At 52.0% G+C, this 18,579-nt stretch carries 19 protein-coding genes; 12 read left to right on the forward strand and 7 right to left on the reverse strand.

Annotation, left to right across the window (positions count from 1 at the left end):
* Positions 1-555, forward strand: a 555-nt coding sequence (locus V7028_RS07305; RefSeq protein ID WP_334119430.1) for an ATP-binding response regulator, incomplete at its 5' end; no start/stop codon positions are given.
* Here V7028_RS07305 and V7028_RS07310 read toward each other — a convergent pair.
* Positions 549-848, reverse strand: a complete 300-nt coding sequence (locus V7028_RS07310; RefSeq protein WP_334119431.1) for a hypothetical protein — start codon at positions 846-848, stop codon at positions 549-551. The genes V7028_RS07305 and V7028_RS07310 overlap by 7 nt on opposite strands.
* 83 nt (positions 849-931) lie before the next feature.
* Here V7028_RS07310 and V7028_RS07315 point away from each other — a divergent pair, with 83 nt between their 5' ends.
* Both V7028_RS07315 and V7028_RS07320 read left to right on the forward strand, forming a co-directional pair.
* Positions 932-1,393 carry a hypothetical protein gene (locus V7028_RS07315; protein WP_334119432.1) on the forward strand — a complete coding sequence of 154 codons (462 nt, stop codon included), beginning with the start codon at positions 932-934 and terminating at the stop codon, positions 1,391-1,393.
* Positions 1,383-1,775 (forward strand): carboxymuconolactone decarboxylase family protein, encoded by a 393-nt coding sequence (locus V7028_RS07320; RefSeq protein ID WP_334119433.1) that lies wholly within the window; start codon positions 1,383-1,385, stop codon positions 1,773-1,775. The genes V7028_RS07315 and V7028_RS07320 overlap by 11 nt, the downstream gene beginning before the upstream one ends.
* Positions 1,776-1,848: 73 nt before the next feature.
* Here the strand turns inward: V7028_RS07320 and V7028_RS07325 are convergent, their stop codons facing one another.
* Positions 1,849-2,625, reverse strand: coding sequence for a ferredoxin--NADP reductase (locus tag V7028_RS07325; protein WP_334119434.1), 777 nt, complete (start codon positions 2,623-2,625; stop codon positions 1,849-1,851).
* A gap of 201 nt (positions 2,626-2,826) precedes the next feature.
* Between V7028_RS07325 and V7028_RS07330 the strand changes: the two genes are divergently transcribed.
* Positions 2,827-3,768 (forward strand): alpha/beta fold hydrolase, encoded by a 942-nt coding sequence (locus V7028_RS07330; RefSeq protein WP_334119435.1) that lies wholly within the window; start codon positions 2,827-2,829, stop codon positions 3,766-3,768.
* On the opposite strand, the gene V7028_RS07335 is transcribed toward V7028_RS07330, so the two are convergent.
* Positions 3,765-5,006, reverse strand: coding sequence for a DUF445 domain-containing protein (locus tag V7028_RS07335; RefSeq protein ID WP_334119436.1), 1,242 nt, complete (start codon positions 5,004-5,006; stop codon positions 3,765-3,767). The two genes, V7028_RS07330 and V7028_RS07335, sit on opposite strands and share 4 nt — an antisense overlap.
* Before the next feature lie 186 nt (positions 5,007-5,192).
* Here V7028_RS07335 and V7028_RS07340 point away from each other — a divergent pair, with 186 nt between their 5' ends.
* The 3 genes from V7028_RS07340 to V7028_RS07350 all read left to right on the forward strand — a co-directional run bounded on the left by V7028_RS07340 (position 5,193) and on the right by V7028_RS07350 (position 8,522).
* Positions 5,193-6,455, forward strand: coding sequence for a DUF445 domain-containing protein (locus tag V7028_RS07340; RefSeq protein ID WP_334119437.1), 1,263 nt, complete (start codon positions 5,193-5,195; stop codon positions 6,453-6,455).
* An 88-nt stretch (positions 6,456-6,543) separates the two neighbouring features.
* The gene (locus V7028_RS07345; protein WP_334119438.1) at positions 6,544-7,434 is read left to right on the forward strand and encodes a hypothetical protein; all 891 of its coding nucleotides are present in this window, start codon (positions 6,544-6,546) and stop codon (positions 7,432-7,434) included.
* A gap of 77 nt (positions 7,435-7,511) precedes the next feature.
* The gene (locus V7028_RS07350) at positions 7,512-8,522 is read left to right on the forward strand and encodes a DUF2804 domain-containing protein (protein WP_334119439.1); all 1,011 of its coding nucleotides are present in this window, start codon (positions 7,512-7,514) and stop codon (positions 8,520-8,522) included.
* Between the two features lie 7 nt (positions 8,523-8,529).
* Here V7028_RS07350 and V7028_RS07355 read toward each other — a convergent pair whose 3' ends face one another.
* The gene (locus V7028_RS07355; protein ID WP_334119440.1) at positions 8,530-8,694 is read right to left on the reverse strand and encodes a rubredoxin; all 165 of its coding nucleotides are present in this window, start codon (positions 8,692-8,694) and stop codon (positions 8,530-8,532) included.
* Between the two features lie 263 nt (positions 8,695-8,957).
* On the opposite strand from V7028_RS07355, the gene apbC reads away from it, so the two are divergent.
* The 4 genes from apbC (at position 8,958) to dcd (ending at position 12,309) form a co-directional block, all read left to right on the forward strand.
* On the forward strand, positions 8,958-10,049 hold the full coding sequence (gene apbC / locus V7028_RS07360) for an iron-sulfur cluster carrier protein ApbC (RefSeq protein WP_334119441.1): 1,092 nt from the start codon (positions 8,958-8,960) through the stop codon (positions 10,047-10,049).
* A gap of 32 nt (positions 10,050-10,081) precedes the next feature.
* Entirely contained in the window at positions 10,082-11,101 is a 1,020-nt protein-coding gene (locus V7028_RS07365; protein WP_334119442.1) for an alpha/beta fold hydrolase, read from the forward strand.
* A gap of 68 nt (positions 11,102-11,169) precedes the next feature.
* Complete coding sequence (locus V7028_RS07370; RefSeq protein ID WP_334119443.1) at positions 11,170-11,658, forward strand: hypothetical protein; 489 nt, start codon at positions 11,170-11,172, stop codon at positions 11,656-11,658.
* A gap of 84 nt (positions 11,659-11,742) precedes the next feature.
* Positions 11,743-12,309, forward strand: a complete 567-nt coding sequence (gene dcd / locus V7028_RS07375; RefSeq protein WP_334119444.1) for a dCTP deaminase — start codon at positions 11,743-11,745, stop codon at positions 12,307-12,309.
* On the opposite strand, the gene V7028_RS07380 is transcribed toward dcd, so the two are convergent.
* Entirely contained in the window at positions 12,306-13,424 is a 1,119-nt protein-coding gene (locus tag V7028_RS07380; RefSeq protein WP_334119445.1) for a hypothetical protein, read from the reverse strand. The genes dcd and V7028_RS07380 overlap by 4 nt on opposite strands.
* Before the next feature lie 188 nt (positions 13,425-13,612).
* Between V7028_RS07380 and V7028_RS07385 the strand changes: the two genes are divergently transcribed.
* On the forward strand, positions 13,613-15,868 hold the full coding sequence (locus V7028_RS07385) for an arginine/lysine/ornithine decarboxylase (protein WP_334119446.1): 2,256 nt from the start codon (positions 13,613-13,615) through the stop codon (positions 15,866-15,868).
* 111 nt (positions 15,869-15,979) lie between these two features.
* Here the strand turns inward: V7028_RS07385 and V7028_RS07390 are convergent, their stop codons facing one another.
* Positions 15,980-17,182 (reverse strand): PLP-dependent transferase, encoded by a 1,203-nt coding sequence (locus V7028_RS07390; protein WP_334119447.1) that lies wholly within the window; start codon positions 17,180-17,182, stop codon positions 15,980-15,982.
* 10 nt (positions 17,183-17,192) lie between these two features.
* Positions 17,193-18,533, reverse strand: a complete 1,341-nt coding sequence (argA, locus tag V7028_RS07395) for an amino-acid N-acetyltransferase (RefSeq protein WP_334119448.1) — start codon at positions 18,531-18,533, stop codon at positions 17,193-17,195.
* Positions 18,534-18,579: the final 46 nt, after the last annotated feature.

Genomic DNA, 18,579 nt, shown 5'->3' on the forward strand with positions numbered 1-18,579 from the left:
GGGTTGGGCTTGGCGATCTGCAAGGGTTTGGTTGAATTGATGGGTGGGCGGATCGATGTCAGTTCAGAACCCGGGGTGGGTTCTGTGTTTACTGTCAGTTTGAATCTGCCCGTGGCCCGTTCCCTTGGTTTGGAAAAAACGGTCAAGCCTTCTGAGCTTGCAGCGCGGGTTTTGGACGTGCTGGTTGTGGACGATCATCCCATCAATATCAAATTGCTGGATCGTTATCTGGGCAAGCGGGGCCACAGGGTGGCATGCGCCACTGGCGGTGTTGAGGCTGTGAAGTTGTGTGAAACGCAATGCTTCGACCTGGTGTTGATGGACATTGACATGCCCGACATGGATGGGCACGAGGCCACACGCCTGATCCGTGCATCGACTGCAGCGGCGTCACGCCACAGTTTTATTTGCGCCTTGTCGGGTTTGTGTGATGACAAGAACGTGGCCTTGTCTGCGGAATCGGGCATGAATTTGCATCTGACCAAGCCAGTGTCGTTTGAAAAACTGGATCAGTTGATTGAAAGTTTGTGCCAGAAACCAGCGCCAGTTCACTGAATGCCCAGTTGCTTTTCCAGATACGACTTCGCTTTTTCCAGCCAAATGGTCAACGCGGCAAGCAGGTCGCTTTGGCTGAAGGAGCAGCTTTCGCCACCAAACATGGCCGTGCTTTCAAGGCGCTCCAGAATGCTTTCCAGTGCACCCTCAAACACTGCGGGCAGTTCACTGAGCAGGTCTTTTTCCTGCCTGAATGCGAAAATCAAGGCATTGGTGTTTTCAAATTCATTATTTTCCAGTGAATTGGATAGTTTTTTGATCCGCAACAAGGGATCTGCTGGTATGTTACTCATGAGTATTATTTAACCATTTCATTATTTCGGCCAGTGTACTCCAGCACAAAGGGGGCTGGCCTTTGCCTTGAGGAGAATTCAACATGGACAGCAAACTTTCACTTGATAAAACCGCATCGGTCGCCCTGAATTACGAAGCAGTTCTTGCCGATCTGGAGGCCATTGAACCACTTATTTCAATTTTTCCCAAGCTGGAAAGCCTGACCAAACTGGGTCCCAACGCGTTTGAATGGAAGCTCAAACCCATTGGTGCCATGGGTGTTTCACACACGGTTCATTATGCCGCCACTTACGAAGTGGACAAGGCCAATGGCCGCCTTAATTTTCATGCGAAAGAGGGCATTGGCAACGCCAACCTGTCAGGCTGCTTTCAGTTCAAGCAAAACGGTGCCAAAGTAGACATTGAGATTGAAATCAAAGGCCTTTTGCGCGACATCAAGGTGCCCATGTTGTTGAAAGCCGCAACACCCGGTTTCATTAAGACCATGTTTGAAGGTTTGGTAGACCGCTTCATTGAAAAACTGGAGGAGAAGTATGGCAAATAACAAACCCGCGAATTACGACACCGGCAAAGCCATGCGCACCAAGGTGTTGGGGGCAGAATATGTGGCAAAAGCGGTGTCGAATCCTGATGATTTTGCTGCACCCTTGCAAGACATTGTGACCTCGCATGCCTGGGGAACTGTGTGGCCCCGCGAAGGCCTGGAGCCGAAAATTCGCAGCATTGCCACGGTGTCCATGTTGATCGCCCTGAATCGCCCCAATGAATTGAAGTTGCACATGCGCGGCGCCATCAACAATGGTGTAACACCCAATGAACTGCGAGAACTGATTATCCACGCCAGTGTGTATTGCGGTTTTCCGGCCGCCATGGACAGCATGCGCCATGCGAAGGCTTTGCTTGAAGAACTGGCTGCTGAAAAGTAATGGCCTGAATGAAGGCAATAAAAAACCGGCTGGGGTGTTAAACCTGCAGCCGGTTTTTTGTTTCAACAATTGCTTATTTTTCTACGAAGGCCCGTTCAAAGACATAGTCGCCGGGCTCGCCCACGCCGGGTGAGGCCACGAAGCCCTTGCTGTCCAGAATGCCGCGAATATCGGCCAGCATGCTGGGGCTGCCGCAGATCATCGCACGGTCTGTTTCGGGGTTCAGGGGTGGCAGGTCCACGTCTTTGCACAGCTCGCCGTTTTCCATCAAGGTGGTGATTCGACCCACGGTCTGAAATTCTTCGCGGGTGACGGTGGGGTAGTACACCAGCTTGCCACGTACCATTTCGCCAAAGAATTCATTGTTGGGCAGTTCTTCCCGAATAAATTCGCTGTACGCCAGCTCATTCACATAACGCACACCGTGAACCAGAATTACTTTTTCAAAACGCTCGTAGACGTCCGGGTCTTTGATCAGGCTCATGAACGGTGCCAGGCCAGTACCGGTGCCAAACAGGAACAGGTTCTTTCCAGGCTTGAGGTCGTCCAGAATCAATGTACCCGTGGGCTTTTTGCTGACCAGCACCGAGTCGCCCACCTTCAAGTGTTGCAAGCGTGAAGTCAGTTTGCCATCAGGTACCTTGATGCTGAAAAATTCCAGATGCTCTTCATAGTTCGCACTTGCAATGCTGTAGGCGCGAAGCAGGGGCTTTCCCTCTACTTCCAGACCAATCATCACGAAGTGGCCATTGTGAAAACGCAGGCCCGGGCTTCGCGTGGTTTTGAAGCTGAAAAGGGTGTCGTTCCAGTGGTGGACTTCGGTAACTTGTTCTTGAATCAGGTTTGACATGGTTGCGGCTTCAGTTCTCGTGAGTTCTTCAATCGCGCCAATGATAACGCAATGCATTAAAAAACGCTGTAAGTTGTTCTATTTTTTAGTTATTTGCTTATTTGGAGTTGCCACTCTAACCGGCTTGAAGGAATCAGCTGGCAAGGGCGGTTATAAAGTGAAGTACAAGCACATACAACAACAGCCAACAAAGGCAGGCCCATGACAGAGACAAATGAAAAAGAGCGGCGCATAAGCCAAATGGTCGTTCATTCCGGCGACGTGGAACTGGCAGTGAACTGCCATGGTGAACCGCACAATCCCACCATCATTCTTGTTCATGGTTATCCCGATTCAAGCGCCGTGTGGGACCCGGTGGTGGACATTTTAAAGCACCACTTTCATGTGGTGACCTACGATGTGCGCGGTTGTGGAAAGTCCACGGTGCCGGGCTGGATGTGGGATTATTCCCTGGGCAAGTTGTCCGAAGACCTGCAAGCCGTGATGCGCGCCGTGTGCCCAACCCAGCCAGTACATTTGGTGGCTCACGATTGGGGTTCCATCCAAACCTGGGAAAGCGTGACCGATCACCGTTTAAAAACCCGCATTGCCAGCTACACCAGTATTTCCGGGCCGTGCCTGGACCACATTGGCATGTGGGCGCGCAACAGTTTAAAGGCCGGCAACACGAAAGCCTTGGGTGGCGTGTTGGGTCAGTTCATTCATTCCTGGTATGTGTATGCGTTTCAGTTGCCGTTTCTGGCCCCTGCAGCCTGGAAACTGGGGCTGGACAAAGCATGGCCGGGTATTGTGAAAAAAATGGAAGGGGTTGAACACGGTGTCAATCCGACCCAGCGCAAAGACGGTGTAAACGGCATCAATTTGTACCGCGCCAACATACTGCCGCGCGTGGCCAAACCACGTGCGCGGCACACCGAAGTAGCCGTGCAATTGCTGGTCCCCACGAAAGACAGGTTTGTAACCCCGGCCTTGGTGGAATCCTGTTACCCCTATGCGCAGAATGTGTGGCGTCGCGATGTGGATGCGCACCATTGGGTGGTTCAAAGCCATTCCGAATGGGTGGCCAATTGTGTATCGGAATTTGTGGAGTTCGCCGAAACCGGCCGGGAAAATCCGGGCCTTGCCAAGGCTCGGGTTGTTTAGATAATGCCCAGCTGAATCATGACCATCAACTGGCCTTCGCCCACCAGGCCACCCAAAATGGCACCGGTCATGATCAAAATCCATTCTTCCTGTTTGAACACCGGGCGCAGCAGGCCCTCGAATTCCAGCGGGGTCATGGCCTGCATTTTTTTGCCCACCACGTTTTCAATGTCGAGTGAGGTTTGCACGTAGGTTTCTGCGTGCATGATCACATCAGCCAGGCGTGCCATCAGCATTTCAGAGGTGTCCTGCTTCATGCGCTGAAACGATTCAGCGCCAACGGCCATCACCACGAAAGGCTTCACAATGCTGGCCTTGCTGTCGACCATTTCGCGAACACGCTCATCCACCATTTTTTGAACACGCTCGGAAAGCGGACCAGCCACCATTTCGCTGATGATGGTTTGTGGTGTCAAAATATCGCGTGCAATAATTTTTGCGTAGTCGGCTGCTACTTTTTGCTGACGTTTCAGGAACAAACCCTGAATGGTGTACGAACCAAAGGGAATAGGCTTCTTGGGTTCGAACAAAATATTCAGCGCAATCCAGTCGGAAATAAAGCCCACCAGAAAACCGAACACCGGCAGGATCCATGGCTCTTTCAGCAGGATCCACAACACCATTTGAACCAGGCCGATCATGAAACCGAAGTACAGGCCCGATATGCCAAAAAACTTGAACTCTTCGCGACCCACTTCCTGAAAAATGCGGTTCAGCAAATGCTTGTCGTTCATCAGGATGCGGATCACCAAGGCTTTCAGATCCAGAATTTCATCGATATTGCCCTTGATGTCTTCCATCACACTGGCGATGACGCCCGGTACATCTTTTTTCACACGATCAATCAGTTTTTTCTGTGCAAAGTTGGGAAGGCTTTCCCACAGGCGTGGCTGGTGTTTGGACATCACGTCCCGAATGATGCTTTCGATCACATCCATCGCCGGGCCTTCCAATTCCTTGCCCAGGCGTTCGGAATCCAGTTTGGACACCACTTCATTGACCGACACCAGCTTGGTGGTGATGGTGTCAACGGCGATGGACGCCATGCGCAAGGCATTGCGCGGCACAATGCCTTGCCAGCCGAAGAAGGGTGGAATGCCCACAAACTTCATGGGATAAAACATCATTTTGACCGCGGCTATCTTGGTGATGTAACCAAGGATGGCAGCGACGATGGGGATTGAGAGATAAAAAAGGTAGTTCTGCTGAACGTCAGCGTAAATAGTTCCCCAATCCATTGAAGGCGTCCCCTTGGAATCTTGTTTTTTGTTGGTAGAGTGTAAATATATATAGTCGTCAGTATATTTTTTGGACGGCTGCTTCTAATCTGTCTTGTCTCGTTCGCCAGTATAACGACCTATGTGGGTGCCTTCGGGTGCCAAAATTAGACCAATTATTTTAATAGTTACTTCAGGATCACCGTTTTGGATTTTTCCTTTGCTCATTTTGGGCTTGCGCTGTGGGCTGTATTTGTTTTGACAGCTTTGCTTGGAGCGGCCCTGGCCTGGTTTTTTCAGGCTGCCGCCTTGTGGTTGATGTTCAACCCCAAAGAATTCAAGGGTTGGCGCATCCCTCTGTTTCGCAAACTCGGTTTGCACCAGTTGGGCCTGGAGGGTGTGGGGTGGCAGGGTTTGGTACCCCATCAAAAATCAGTCATGGCAGAAATTGCGGTGCGCTTGATGACCCACAAGCTGCTGCCGCTCGATGAAATGATCAAGCGCATTCCAGCGCAGGGCTTGGCCGATCGTCTTACTCCGCCCATGCAGGAAACGGCAGATCTTGCTTGTCGGGAAGTCATGCTCAAGCACAAGCCCACCCTGTGGGAAAGCTTGCCCAGTTTTTTGCAGAACTCCATTATTTTCAGAATTCGCGGGGTTGTGCCTGATGTGGCGCAGCAAATCATTCTCGATTTGCAAAAAAAACCGGCGTATTACCTCAGCCTGAAAACCCTGGTGCTGGATGTTGTGACCAGCAAGCCGTTTTTGGTGGTGGATCTTTTCAAAAGCGCAGGCAAAGACCCCATGGCCTATTTGATCCGTTTTTCATTGGTGGCTGGTGTGGTGGTGGGTTTGCTGCTTGTTGGCAGCTCGCTGTTTGGTTTGCAGTGGTATTGGCTGGTGTTGCTTGGCATGATGGCCGGTGCAATCGCCAATGAATTGGCGCTTGAGAGCCTGTTTTTTCATCCTGATCACGGCACCATTCGTTTGGGCAAGTTCACCGGATTTTTCTTTCGTGACCAAAAACACATAGCTGAACTGTTTGCCCAAACTGCCGCGCACGAAGTGATTACGACGGAGAACATTGTGTTGGCCTTGTGCCGTGGCCCGAATGCAAAAAACCTGTCGGCGCTGATTGATTACCATGTGCAGCGCGTGATGGACCTGGAGTCCAGCGGAGTGAAGCCCCTGCTGGTAGCTGTGTTGGGTGCGGAACAATGGGTGGCCATAAAACGCGATGCTGCGAAAATTTTTGCCAGCAAACTGGAAGCCCATTTGATGGCGGCCCGGGTGTATTTACATGATGCACTGCGGATCGAGGAGGTGATTGTGGAACGACTGTCCACACTGCCTGCCATGGAATTCGAGAAGGCCTTGCGGCCTGTTTTTTCCCGATATGAATGGATGATGCCTTTGATCGGTGCCATGTGGGGTGCGATTCTGGCCGGGTTGGTGTTGGTCCTGATTTAAAAAAACCGGGTTTTGAATCCGCCTTGGATTTGTCAGAGTATTACTTACAAATTCGACAACACAAACACACAGATTTTATGGAGGCGACATGTCCACACAGGTAATCGGTTCGGTCAATGAAATTGAAGGTGCGGTCAGCATCATGCGCGACGGCGAGAGCAAGGCGCTGCTTACGGGCGATTCAATTCTTGCTGGCGACGTAATCACCGCCAGTGATTCTGGCCGTGCCTCAATTATTTTGTCCAACAGTTACGGCGAGCCAATTGGTAATTTGCTGGTGGCGCCCACGGGCAGTGTGATTGCGGACACCACCATGAAAAACGGACAAACTGCATTTGCGTTTGAAGCGCTTTCTGACGACGGCGTGACCATTGCCAACCTAGACCCTGACTTTGCGGAAATGGTCGAGTTGCAAGGTGTGGAACAGGTAGACGCAGAGGGCGGCATGTTCGGCCTGTTCGGTGGAGGTTTGCTGGCGGGTGGTTCACTGGGCGGTTCGGCTGCCGCGGTGGGCGCGGGTGCCGTGGGTTTGGGTCTGGTGGCTTCTGGCGGCAGTGATGAAGGGACAAGCCCGACTGGTTCATCCGGTGGTTCCGTGGACAACAGCGATGGTGGCAATGGTGATGGCGGAAGTGGCGATGGCGACGGTACGGGTGGTGGCGACACTGGTGGTACCACGGGCACGCCACTGGACATGGCGCTGGACCCCGCTTTTGACGGGTTGGCAGATACCCCGCTGGTCGCGGTTAGCGAGCCACTGGAAGAAGGTTTGACCACCCTGGCCCAGGCAGTTGGCGGCGGTGAAGAAGAGGGTGGGGACACCGGTGGAGGCGACACGGGTGGCACTACAGGTACACCCCTGGATGCAGCATTCGACCCCTTGATGGAGATGGCCGCCGATTCCCCCTTGGCACCAATCACCAGCATGCTGGACCCTGCAACAGTGACTGATGCCTTGGGTGGTGCGTTGCCTGTGTAAGCAACAATGAATTCGCCTTTCTAGCGGGAGGCAAAACGTGACAAAATCGGGCAAGTCTAACTTGCCCGATTTTGTTTATGAATCTGATCGACGACCGTGGAATTCCGCTTTGGGGGCGGCTGGACGATTTGCCGGATTGTATCAATTGGCAACAGTTTGATGCCAGGTCTCCCCTGGGCTCAAAACGATCTGCCTGGGTCCGACAGTATTTGTTCAAGCACTTTGATTTTTATGGTGCGCTTGGCGATGGTTTTACCTTCGGCTGCGGCTTGGTGCGCCTGGGTTTGCTGAATTCTACTTTCGCATACTTGCACAGCCCGTCGGGGTTGCACCGGGTGCAATTTGATTTGCCACTCGACTTCGGTTTTCAAAGTGATTACAAACCATTGGGTCAAACCCATTGGACACATCCGTTTAAAAAAGATCATCGGGTCGTTTCAACGCGCACTGCAAAAACCCGGGAAATGAGTTTTCGCTTCGGTGATCATTTTCACGGACATGTCTCCATTGATTGTTCACAGGTGGCCACTTTGGCAATGAACACGCCAATTGCGAACACCGGTTTTGCCTATGCCCAGAAAAGCAGTGGTGGGGCGGTGTCGGGGCAAATCAATTTGAATGGACGCACCTACACCCTTCACCCGTTAATGGACGGTTGTTATCACGATTGGACAGCAGGCTTTTTGCGGCGAGAAACTTTCTGGAATTGGGCTTGCGCAAGCGGGCGGACTGCTGCCGATCAGCCGTTGTTGTCACTGAATGTTGCCCGGGGTGTAAACGAGACCAGTGCACATGAAAATGTGTTGTGGGTCAACGGGGTGCTTCACGACCTGCCTCAGGTGTTGTTTGACTATGATCGGGATGCTGTTCAAAAGCCCTGGCGAGTTTATTCTCAGTGTGGGGCCGTCGATCTGCAATTCATGCCAAAGGGTGGAATTGGAGATCATCGCAATCTGCTGGTGCTTGCCAGTCGATTCAACCAATGTTTCGGAGAATTCACTGGCAAGGTCAGGCTGTTTCCGCAAAACATTGAGTATTCGATGGATGGCTTGACAGGGTGGTGCGAGGATCACTACGCCAAATGGTGAGCCGGCTCTACACTTCCACCATTTCGAAATCACTTTTGGCCACGCCGCAATCCGGGCACAGCCAGTCGGCAGGAACATCTGCCCACAGTGTTCCTGCGGGAATGCCTTCTGAGGGCATGCCGGTTGCTTCGTCGTAAGTCAGGCCGCACACGATACACACATAAGTCTTCATTTCTATGTCTCCGGATTGCAAAAAGTTGATTGTTCGCAATGCTAGCAAGAAGCGTTGGGAAAAAGTGGGTGTAGCACTCTTCTAAATATTGATTATTGGCTGTGTCAATCGAGATGCTGTTGTTGATAGCGATAGGGTAAACGCCAATCATCAGAACTGTTTGCTTTCCTGCTGATGTAAGCCTGTTGTGGGAAAAACAGGCTAGACTCTCGCCTATATAGACAGAGAAAGACCATACCAGACAAGCATTGAGGAGATTGAGTATGTCAGTAAGTACCGACACCGTACGCGAAGCATTGCGTAGTGTCATTGACCCCAACTTGAACAAAGACTTCATCAGCGGCAAGCTGATCAAGAACATTCAAGTAGACGGTGGCGATGTCAGTTTTGACCTGGAATTGACTTACCCCGGCAAAAGCCAACTCGATGGCCTTCGGAAGGCGGCGATTGCTGCAATTCGATCACAGGTGCCTGGCGTGGAAAATGTCAGCGTGAATGCGTCGATCAAAATTCAAACCCATGCCGTGCAGCGTGGCTTGAAGCCCATGCCCAATGTGAAAAACATTATTGCTGTGGCTTCTGGCAAGGGTGGTGTTGGTAAAAGCACCACTGCAGTGAATCTGGCCCTGGCACTGGTGGCAGAAGGTGCCCGCGTGGGCATGCTGGATGCCGACATTTACGGTCCTTCACAGCCCACCATGCTGGGCATTACCGGTCGCCCACAGTCTGATGATGGTCAAATCATCGACCCGATGGAAGGCCATGGCATTCAGGCCATGTCGATCGGTTTCCTGATTGACGAAGACACGCCGATGGTATGGCGTGGCCCCATGGTCACCAGCGCGTTGGAGCAGTTGCTGAAACAAACCAACTGGAAAGACCTGGATTACCTGATCGTGGACATGCCCCCGGGTACCGGCGACATTCAGTTGACCCTGTCACAGAAAGTACCGGTAACCGGCGCTGTCATCGTGACCACCCCGCAAGACATTGCGTTGCTGGACGCGCGTAAAGGCTTGAAAATGTTCGAAAAGGTGGGCGTGCCCATTCTTGGTCTGGTCGAGAACATGGCAATCCATGTGTGCACCAACTGCGGCCATCAGGAACATATTTTCGGCGAAGGTGGTGGTCAGAAAATGGCCAAGGATTACAACATCCATTATCTTGGCGGTTTGCCGCTTGATATGCGTATCCGCATGCAGGCTGATTCAGGCAAGCCCACGGTGGTGGCTGACCCGGATGGTGATTTGGCGAAAACATACAAGGACATTGCGCGCAAGGTGGCAATTCGCATCGCAGAGCAATCCAAAGACATGTCCCTGAAGTTTCCGTCGATTGTGGTACAAAACACCTAAGTCTGCTTTAATCGCAGCGCCCGGGGGGGCATATGCCCATGCCTAAAGAGAGCTTTACATTCAACCAGCTGGCCAACCCTGCGCCGAAATCGGGGTTGGCCGGTGTGTGGTCTTCGCCCCAAGCCATGCTTGATCTGGGCGGTAATGTGGCCGTTTGGGCGGAACAGGGCAGTGCGCATGCGCCTTATTCACATTTGCACCCATGCCCGTGGCTGGTGCTGCATGGTGGCCCCGGTGGAAGTCTGGGGGCCTCTCATGTTGCACCGTTGCGTTTTTCGGGTGTTCCCTGGTTTGGTTTTGACCAACGCAACAGCGGCCTGAGTGAAGACCTTGATCTGAGCGTGATCGACTTGCAACGTTATGTCGATGATGCGCTGGATGTGGCTGATCGCCTTGGCATTTCCCGGTTTCACGTTCTGGGGGGTTCCTGGGGCGGTACTTTGGCCTTGGCCATTGCTGCCTATCGGCCCGAGCGAGTGGCCAGTGTTGTGTTGCGTGCGCCTTTTGTGCCCTTGCGTCCCAGGGTTGATGCATTTTTTGAATCGCTTGAGCGCATCGCCCCCGATTACTTTGCAGAGCATTTTGGCCCCGGTGCGCGTACAGACCTTGTGTGCGAATGTTTTGATGTGGCCACGCCCGAACATTTGCTGGAATTGTCGATTGCCTGGAGCAAGCTGGAAACGGCTTTATTGACTGGAAAGCCAGGGCAGTTCGAAAACGGCAAATCCTTTTTTACCGATGTTCAAGAATTGGCTTTGGTGCGCAAATACAGATTGCAGGCTCACTTCCTGAAGCACGACTGTTTTTTGTCCCCGGCAGACTGGACTGCGTTGATTTCCAGGTGCGCGCAGGACAATTGGCCCCTGACCATCGTTCAGGGCTTAAATGACAGGGTGTGCCCGCCAGGCGGTTCTCGAATGTTGTCCGAGATGTTGTCCCGTACCACCCTGATTGAGCTTCCACAAACGGGGCACTTGGCAGAAACGGGCAATATGATGAGTTCAATTTCAGCGCAGGTTGCGCGCCACCAGCTGTCTTCCAGAACGGATTAGCTCAGGAACCTTTCATACCAGCGTCTGTACTAAATAGGTGTTTATCTATTTCTCGGGCGTTTTACTTCATGAATAATCAATACAGGCCGAAGCAGCCTTTGGGTACTGGTACGCAGGGTCCCAAGCCGGGTTCCAGTACACCAAGCAAACAACAAAAGGACACGCCACAGCAAAACGGTTTCACTGTTTCAGAGTCAAACTTGCTGCACGAGGCGATTGACTTGGCAGGCATGCGTTGGTTCGATGGCCAACAAGTGATCATGGCGAAAAAAGAGCAGTTTGAATTGTCTTTTCGGGCCGGCGAGTCGCAAAACGCCAGGTGGGTGGTTATGGCCTTTCCCTTGTACAACATGAATGAACCCAGTGCCGCTGAAATTTGCCTTCATTTTTTGGCTGAAGCGCACACCATGATTCATGTACTCGATTTCCAGTATCAAGTCGGGATCAATATGGAGACTGAAAACCTTGAATTTCTAATGCAATTGCCTTTGCACGGCGTCACTGGTTCACAAATGGCCAACCTGATTCAGATTTTCTTCGATGCGCTGGCCAATTAAGCGAGATTCTGGACGGAATGAATCAGTAGTGTCTGGGCTCATGTAACATTTCGATCTGTTGAACTACATTAAAGCAAATTGACCATGAGTATTAAATCGGACAAATGGATTCGCCGAATGGCGGAAAGCGACAGAATGATCGAACCCTTTGAGCCGGGCCAAGTCCGCTATGCAGGAGACAAAAGAATTGTTTCCTACGGCACCTCTAGCTATGGCTACGATATTCGTTGCGCCAACGAATTCAAGATTTTTACCAATATCAACAGCACCATAGTTGATCCCAAAAACTTTGACGAAAAAAGTTTCGTGGATTTCCATGGCGATGTGTGCATCATCCCACCCAACTCATTTGCCTTGGCCCGCACGGTCGAGTATTTCCGGATTCCCCGAAACGTGTTGACCATTTGTTTGGGGAAAAGCACATACGCCCGCTGTGGAATTATCGTGAACGTAACTCCCTTCGAACCTGAATGGGAAGGATATGTCACGCTGGAGTTTTCCAACACAACACCGCTGCCTGCAAAGATTTACGCAGGCGAGGGTTGTGCACAGGTGTTGTTCTTTGAAAGCGATGAGGTCTGCGAAACTTCTTACCGTGACCGCGGCGGCAAATATCAGGGGCAAGTTGGCGTTACTTTACCCAAAACCTAATAACGGTCTGGTTTGCAGATATTGCCTTTCCAGTCGTGGCTCACATAAACATTCAATTTGGCCAGGGCCAGCGCTGAAAAAGCCACGCCACACGCGATTGCCCCTGCCGTCGAAATGCCGATGATCAAAGGATACATTGGCACTGACAGTGCTGCGGCACATGAAACGGTGAGTGTTAAACCCAAACGGCAACCCAGTATTTGACCGGTCTTTCTACGGAGCAGAAAATTGCCGATTGCCGTTCCCGAGTGTTTGTCATACGACGCAAGCACTTTGTTGACCCCCTGAAATGTACCGTAGCCCACATGCATAAGTGCACGCGTCACCGGACCATACTGGTGGAGGTTGTTCCATATGTAGTTGCGGTGCATTTTGCGCTTTGACATCATGTGTTCGGGAACCAGTCTGCGGTGTCTAGACATGAACGTTCCCCACTTTCGAATACTCTTGCCGGCCTTATTGCCTGAAGTGCCTGTTTGATTAAGTAATTTGGTCAGTAATGCCTCCTTGGCACGCAACAGTTTTCGGGCCACCAGTAAATAGGCACTTGAATCAAAACTCGATTTTTGCATAGCCTGTTCAATTGCGGCGGACGACCTAAGTTCTACATTTTTTGATCGGATTAGCGCCAGCACCCCCAAGCTGACCAAGGTAGAGAGTGTGTATAATCCCGCGCCGGCTGCTTTGTGCACGGCAAAGCCCGCTATGTTCAGTTGAGCTGAAACAACCCTGCCAATTGCTGAAGCAATCACTTGGGCCATGTCTGACTTGTCCCCGGACGATATAAAATTTCGGGTCAGTCGTTCCGTTAATCCTGATATGTCTGAGCAGTTCTCTGCAAGCTCATCCAAATGTTTTGCCAGATGAATCAGGGCGCGAATGCCGCGACTTTTAAATTGCTCCGGGCAGGCAAGTGATTCGTCGAATGAGTGTATGCGACCACGCTTGGTTAAAATTTCTTTGCGTATACGGGCGATTCGTTTGAACCCGTTTTCATGGTTATTCATGTACGCATCGAGTTTTTTTGTCCAACTGGTTGGCTTATGACCGAGGGTTTCCGCTTGTTGTGGCAACAAATGTGGCGTAGATGAAACCAATGTCGAAGCAATCCGCATGAAGCATTACCGAGCTGGAAAGTCGGTTATTGAACCAGTACAAGATGACATTTCTGTGACATCACTCTGTAGAGGGATGTTGGGGAGACAATAGGACTTGGAACGGGGGGCTACCTAGTGGATAATGCACGCTGGTTTCAGGCGTCCACAGGAACGCTTGTTTTAATACCCAGATCACAGGAAGATCAATGAAATTTCGTTTTCCCATTGTCATTATTGACGAAGATTTCCGCTCCGAGAACGCATCCGGTCTCGGTATTCGCGCTTTGGCAGACGCCATCGAAAAAGAAGGCGTGGAAGTGTTGGGGGTGACGAGCTATCACGACCTTTCGCAGTTTGCACAGCAGCAAAGCCGCGCCAGTGCTTTCATTTTGTCGATCGACGATGAAGAATTTGGCTTGGGCAGCAAGAAGGAAATTGAAGATGCACTGCAAAATTTGAACAATTTCGTTCAAGAAATCCGCTTCAAAAACTCGGATATTCCGATTTACTTGTACGGCGAAACTCGCACGTCGCGCCATATTCCCAATGCAATTCTGAAAGAACTGCATGGCTTTATTCACATGTTTGAGGACACACCAGAATTTGTGGCTCGCCACATTATTCGTGAAGCCAAAAGTTACCTCGATTCATTGGCGCCTCCGTTTTTCCGTGCCTTGGTGCATTACGCGCAAGACGGTTCGTATTCCTGGCACTGCCCCGGCCATTCCGGTGGTGTGGCGTTTCTGAAAAGCCCGGTGGGGCAAATGTTCCACCAGTTCTTTGGTGAAAACATGTTGCGCGCCGACGTGTGCAATGCCGTGGATGAATTGGGGCAGTTGCTGGACCACACCGGCCCGGTTGCTGCTTCGGAACGCAATGCGGCAAGAATTTTCAATGCCGACCATTGCTTCTTCGTGACCAACGGCACATCCACTTCCAACAAGATGGTCTGGCATGCCAACGTGGCGCCCGGCGACATTGTGGTGGTGGATCGCAACTGCCACAAATCGATTTTGCACTCGATCACCATGACCGGGGCCATTCCCGTGTTCCTGACCCCCACGCGCAACCATTTGGGCATTATTGGTCCAATTCCGCTGGACGAATTCAAGCCTGAAAGCATTGCACGAAAAATTGCAAACCACCCGTTTGCCAGCAAGGCCAAGAACAAGAAACCCCGCATTTTAACGATTACTCAGAGCACCTACGACGGCGTGCTGTACAACGTGGAAATGATCAAGGAAGTATTGGGTTCTGAAATTGATACCCTGCACTTTGACGAAGCGTGGCTGCCGCACGCCAGCTTCCACCACATATACAAAGACATGCATGCGATTGGCCGGGATCGCCCGCGCACCAAGGATTCATTGGTATTTGCAACGCAATCGACCCACAAAATGCTGGCCGGTTTGTCGCAGGCTTCGCAAATTCTGGTGCAGGAATCGGAGAACCGCAAACTCGATCGCCACATTTTCAACGAAGCGTATCTGATGCACACGTCCACCAGCCCGCAATACGCGATTATCGCAAGCTGCGACGTGGCTGCTGCCATGATGGAACCACCGGGCGGCACAGCCTTGGTGGAAGAAAGCATTATGGAAGCACTGGATTTCCGCCGTGCCATGCGCAAGGTGGCCGAAGAGTTTGGTGACGACTGGTGGTTCAAGGTGTGGGGCCCCGATGTGTTGAGCGAGGAGGGCATGAGCCCGCGCGACGACTGGCTGATTCACACCACCGACACTTGGCACGGCTTTGGCAAAATGGCCAATGGTTTCAACATGCTCGACCCGATCAAGGCGACCATTGTGAACCCTGGGCTGGATGTGAATGGCCAGTTTTCAGATGCTGGCATTCCAGCATCAATTGTGACCAAATACCTGGCAGAACACGGTGTTATTGTCGAAAAAACAGGCCTGTATTCGTTCTTTATCATGTTCACAATTGGTATTACCAAAGGCCGCTGGAACACCTTGGTCACAGCTTTGCAGCAGTTCAAGGATGATTACGACAAGAATCAGCCGCTGTGGCGTGTAATCCCGGAGTTTTGTCAGGCTTATCCGCGCTACGAGCGGGTGGGCCTGCGTGATTTGTGTAACACCATTCACGATATGTATCGCAAGAAAGATGTGGCACGTTTGACCACCGAGATGTACCTGAGCGACATGCAGCCAGCCATGGTGCCGGCTGACGCCTACGCCAAAGTGGCGCACCGTGAAATTGAGCGCGTGGCGATTGACGAGTTGGAAGGGCGTATTACTTCAGCCTTGCTGACACCGTACCCACCCGGTATTCCATTGTTGATTCCGGGCGAGATTTTCAATGCCACCATTGTGGACTACTTGCGTTTTGCGCGTGATTTCAACAAGCAGTTCCCCGGCTTTGAGACCGACATTCATGGTTTGGTCGAGCTTGAAGACGAACACGGCAATGTGAGTTACTTCGTGGATTGCGTGAAGGCTTGAGTTGATGGAGTCGCTGTGGATGAGATGGTTTGAAGCTCATCCACTTACACTGGTGGTGATTGCCCGTTTGAATTCATACGCCACGTTCGGCTGCCAGCTTGAAATGTGACTTCAAGTAATCACATCAAGCGCTTGAATCAAATCAGCAATCAAATCCACAGGTTCTTCCAGCCCAATGGCCAAACGAAGTATCGGCCCGCAACGGCCATCTTCGCCTGCAAGATGACGCCGTCGGCTATCCGGAATATTCACCACAAGCCCCAAACTTTCAGGGCCACCCCATGAATAGGCAATCTTGAACAGCTTCAAGCCGTCGATGATCTTGCAGGCTTGCTCATCGGTGAATTCGGGTTTTAGCACCACCGAGAAAATACTCGCAAAACCTGTGAAGTCGCGCTTGTAAAATTCATGACCGGGGCATTCCGGAAATTCTGGATGAAGTACCCGCGCAATTGCCGGGTGTTGTTTCAAGGCCTTGGCCACAATCAAGCCGCTTTCTGCCTGTTGCCTGTAACGCAATGGCAGGGTCAGCAAACCGCGCAGCACCAGGTCGCAATCGGCAGGCGACACCCCCAGGCCCAGTATTCTGTTTTTACGTTCTACATCGGCGAATGCTTTGGTGTTGTTGCTCAACACAGCACCCATCAACACATCGGCGTGGCCGCACTGGTATTTGGTCAGTGCTTGCACACTGAAGTCAAAACCGCGTTCAAAGGGCTTGTAGGCAATTCCTGCGGCCCAGGTGTTGTCAATGCCCGCGCGTGCGCCGTGTGCCTTTGCAAAGGTCACAATGGCCTGCAAATCGGGCACTTCGAAAGTAAGCGAGCCTGGCGCTTCAGTCCACACCAGTTTGGTGTTGGCTTGAATCGCTGTTGTCAAGGACGCAAGATCGCAGGGGTCGTACTCGGAAAACTCCACCCCGTAAGCCGTTTGCAGGTTGCGCGCAAGGGCTTGCACTGGGCCGTACACGTTTTCAGGGATCAGCCAATGGTCGCCGGTTTTCAGGCAGGCTTGCGCCACCAATGCAATGCCGGTCAGCCCGGAAGGGCACACCAGTGCGTGCGTGGCGCCTTCGATTTCCGCCAGTTTTTTGGCCAAAGTGTATTGAGTGGGGTTGCCATGCAAGCCGTAGCTGTAGTCCAGCCCAATCGGGTTCACAGGCGCGCGTTGGGCAGCAGTGTTCTCGAAAAAGGTGCTGGAGCCACGGTACACCGGTACTGGCTGCGACGAAAAGCCGCTGGCACTGACCGGTTTTGAATGAACAATTTCCGTGCTCAGGCGGTGCGTGGGCTTGTTGTGTTTGAAGGTGCTCATGGCAGCGTTATCACAGCGTTTTGATCATCACTTGGGATTTTCTGTTCCAGTCGTACAGGCGCTTTCGTTCAATCGGCAGCTTGTCCACATCGCCCACCACAAAACCACGTTTCAGGAAAAAATGCGAGGTTTGCGTGGTTAATACGAACAGTTGTTTCAAGCCTTGTTTGCGCGCATCGTGTTCAAGTTTTTTCAACAGCCGTTCGCCATCGCCCGTGCCTTGCCAGGAAGGGTGCACCACCAAACAGGCCAACTCAGCCACACCCTCGGCATGGTAGGGGTACATGGCTGCACAGCCCCACAAAATGCCGTCGTGTTCCAGCACGGTGAAGTGGTCAATGTCACGCTCAATGCGATCGCGCCCGCGGCGTACCAAAATACCTGCCATCTCCAGCGGTTCAATCAATGTTTTGATACCACCGGAATCATCGAGCGTCGCTTGGCGCAAGCTTTCCAGGTTTTCTTCTGAAACCATGGTGCCCACGCCGTCGTGCGAGAACAATTCCAGCATCACGCCACCATCCAGATTCAAGGGAACAATGTGTGCACGGCCTACGCCACCCTGTACCGCCAAAATGCAGCACTCCAGGTAATCTTTGGTCAACTCCGGCAGGTCTTCTTGCAGCATGATCTCGCGTGCGCGGTCCAGTTCCAGTTCTTCAAGCAGTTTGCCACTTTTGTCGAAAATACCTTCAATCTGCGTGACGAAAATCAGTTTGTCGGCCTTCATGGCGCGCGCCGTGCTGGTCGCCACATCTTCCATGGTCAGGTTAAATGCCTCGCCTGTGGGTGAAAACCCAATGGTGGACAACAGCACAATGGCATTGCTGTTCAAGCTCATTTGAATGGCGGTTACATCGATTTTTCGAACCAGCCCTGTGTGCTGTAAATCCACACCTTCCAGAATGCCCATGGGGCGCGCCGTGATGAAGTTGCCGGAAATAACGCGCATTGACGAATGTGCCATGGGCGTGTTGGGCAAGCCTTGTGAGAATGCCGCTTCAATGTCCAGGCGCAGTTCGCCCGCAGCTTCTTTTGCGCATTCCAGTGCCCCTTTGTCGGTAATTCGCCAGCCTTTGTGAAAAGCTGGTTGAATATTGCGCAAAGCCAGTTGTTCTTCAACCTGGGGGCGAGAACCGCACACCAGCACAATGCGCATGCCCATGGCATGCAACAACGACAAATCCTGAGCCAATGAATTCAAATAGCCTTGGTGAGCCAACTCGCCATCCACGGCCACCACAAACGTTTTGCCGCGAAACGCGTGAATGTAGGGCGCAACAGTTCGTAGCCATTGAACAAAGGTTTGGCTGTTCATGGAAAGGTCGTCGTGGCTGGGGGTGTTGCTCATTGGCTTGGGGGCTGTCCTGAAAAAAGGCAATACACTGTGGGGCAGC

Source organism: Limnobacter sp., from assembly GCF_036846585.1.
GTDB lineage: Bacteria > Pseudomonadota > Gammaproteobacteria > Burkholderiales > Burkholderiaceae_B > Limnobacter.